This is a genomic window from Streptomyces sp. NPDC004752 (genome assembly GCF_053601275.1).
Window position 1 is genome coordinate 1 of sequence record NZ_JBSGBN010000281.1, and the last position, 2,792, is coordinate 2,792.

At 68.9% G+C, this 2,792-nt stretch carries 2 protein-coding genes and 1 pseudogene; 2 read left to right on the forward strand and 1 reads right to left on the reverse strand.

The features are described 5' to 3' along the window. Positions 1–297, reverse strand: a 297-nt coding sequence (locus ACWEKM_RS46295) for a MurR/RpiR family transcriptional regulator (protein ID WP_451627328.1), incomplete at its 3' end; no start/stop codon positions are given. A gap of 308 nt (positions 298–605) precedes the next feature. Here ACWEKM_RS46295 and ACWEKM_RS46300 point away from each other — a divergent pair. Beyond that, positions 606–2,015, forward strand: a complete 1,410-nt coding sequence (locus tag ACWEKM_RS46300) for an alkaline phosphatase family protein (RefSeq protein WP_451627329.1) — start codon at positions 606–608, stop codon at positions 2,013–2,015. 201 nt (positions 2,016–2,216) lie between these two features. Further along, positions 2,217–2,792 (forward strand): annotated as a pseudogene (locus ACWEKM_RS46305) (hypothetical protein); the annotation flags it as partial.

Consider the following 2,792-nt stretch of genomic DNA (forward strand, 5'->3'; position numbering starts at 1 on the left):
TCCCTCTTCGTGGGCGAGCTCCTGCTCCTGCTCGTCCTGCTGGGCGAGATCGCGGGTGATCGCGAGCTTGACGTCCTGATAGCCCCGATACCCGAGGCGTTGGCAAGCACGGACCGCCGAGGACTGCGCGACCCCTGCCTTCTGGGCGAGTTCGGTCACCGAGCCGCACACGACCGCTTCCGGGCCGCTGAGGATCAGCTCGATGACCCGCTTGTCCGTACCGCCCAGGCTGGGCAGCGCGGCTTGGGCACGGGTGGCGAACTCACCGCTCACCAGGGACGACTTGGCCGCGGGCACTGGACCTCATTTCGCTGCGGAAGCACGGATCGACTGTCGATGCGGGCAGGACACTAGCACGGGATGGATGATCCATCCCGAGTTCCTACAGGTACCTGGATAGTTCATGCTTCCGTTGCCCGAGTTTGGTCTGCACGTCATGAGCGCCTCTGAGCCTGGCACCGCCGGCACAGCGCGGCAGCAGGTGAACGTCCCTGAGCTGGATGACCGCGCGGACGGCTTCGTCGGCCCCGTACCGGTCCCCTCGCCCGTGATGAAGAGGTAAGGAGAGCATCATTCCTGCAACGCCGCTCACTCTGATCGCGGTCATCGACGGCCTCCGGCCGGCCGCCCTCAGCGCCTCGAACACCCCGTTCCTGTCGCAATTGGCCGGCGAGGGTGTCTCCTACGACCGCGCGGTCGCCGCCTTCCCGGCGTTGACCCGTGCCAACGCCGCGACGCTGGCGACCGGAAGCCTCCCCGGGCGTACCGGGATCTTCGGAAACCGGGTGTGGCACCCCGACCTGGGGCACATCAATACGGCGGACGTCGAGGACGTGCGGCGCTTCCGGGACGTCGGGGCGATGCCGCAGGCATCTCTCGCGGAGCGGCTCAGCAGGTCGGGCCACAGCACCGTGGTCATCGGCAACGGCTCGGTCGGCTGTACCTACCTGCTCAATCCCGGCAGCGACGCCGGGCACGGAACCAGGATCGCCTCGGTCGGTCCCGACAAGGAGGTCCACCGCTGCGTTCCCTCCGACGTCAGAGCCGCGATCGAGGACCTCGGGCCGCGACCCGCGTCCGACGACGAAGCGCTGGAATGGGCCGTCGCCGCGGGGGTCGTCTCGATCACGAGACAGGCCCCCGACCTGCTGATCTTCTGGTCCGGGCAACCCGACACCGCCCACCACACCACCGGGCTGACATCGACGACCAGCGCGGAGGCGATCCGACGTGTTGACGACGCCGTGCGAACCCTGCACTCCGCCGTCCTCGATACGGGACGGGAATGCAATCTGATCCTCACGGCCGACCATGGTTTCTGCGCAACCATCGAGTCACTTGAGCTGACCGATACGCTGAACGGAATCGCCGACCGCGCCGGTCTGCCACCGAACGGATTCGTGCCCACGTTCAACGACGGCGTCATCTTCGGTTACTTCGAGCCGGGTACGACACCGGCCCACCGTGCGAGCGTTGCGAGCCGGATCGTCGGGGAACCGTGGGCGGGCCCGGTGTTCTGTGCGGATGCCTACTGCCCCGATGCCGCATTCCCGCTGTCGCTGGCCGTGGTCGGCGACTCACCGTTCACACCGGACCTGATCATCACCATGCGAGCCGACCCTGCCGACCAGGCCGGGCCGACGGACCCACCGGCTCGTGCCCTGCACGCGCGCGCCTCGGGGGCCCGGGCATACGACGGCGTGCACGGGACCGTCCACCCGGCCGACCTGCGCATCCCGCTGGTTCTGCACGGCCCGGCCTTCACTCCGCACACCCGCTGCGCCACACCCGCCGGGCCCGCCGACATCGCCGCCACCGCATACACGCTCATCACCGGCGAACTGCTCGACGGCGCCGACGGCCGCGTTCTGACCGAGTCGCTGCGCGACGCCACCGCTGCGCCCGCACTCCCCGCGGCCGAACAGACGATCCAGCGAGGCGACGCGTCCATCACCCTGCACCGGATCGGCACTCGCTCCTACCTCCTGGGAGGCATGTCCGGCCGACAGACGTGACTCGACGTCGTCGCCACCGCCCACCAGGCCAACTAGTGCCCCAACAGGCAACGTTCGCCCCGTCACGACGCCCGGCACGCTCCCCCAAGCTCTCGGCTCCGTTCGAGCAGGGGGGACCCCCACGACGCCGCTCCTCAACGGGCAAACGTTGCCTGCCGGGGCACTAGCCACCACCCGCCGCACAGCGCAAAGGAGCAGCACATGTCCCACACCCGGATCTGGACCGACATCGACCTGGATGCGGAGGGCCGGCAGGAAGGCTATCTGCGGCTGCCGCACTCCTCGAACGAGTCGGGCGCCGGATGGATCCCCATCCCCGTCGTGACGCTGGGCAACGGCGACGGCCCCCGTATCCTCCTCCAGGCCGGCAACCACGGCGACGAGTTCGAGGGCCAGGTCCTGCTGATCAAGCTCCTGCAGACGCTGCGGGCCGAGGACATCCGGGGCCGGATCATCATCCTTCCCGGCGTCAACGCGCCCGCCGTCAAGGCAGGGCTGCGCTGCTCGCCGCTGGACGGCGGCAACCTCAACCGGCTCTTCCCCGGCGACCCCGACGGAACCCCGACCCAGATGATCGCCCACTACCTCGAAACGGTGATCCTGCCCAGGGTGGAGTTCGCCTTCGACTTCCACTCGGGCGGGAACTCGGGGGAGTTCATCCCCATGGCCCACACCGTCCTCGGCCACAACCCCGCCATGCGCAAGCGCGTCCTTGAGTTCTTCCGCGTCTTCGCCATGCCCAACAGCACCGTCATCGACGGCCTCCTGGGCGGCGAC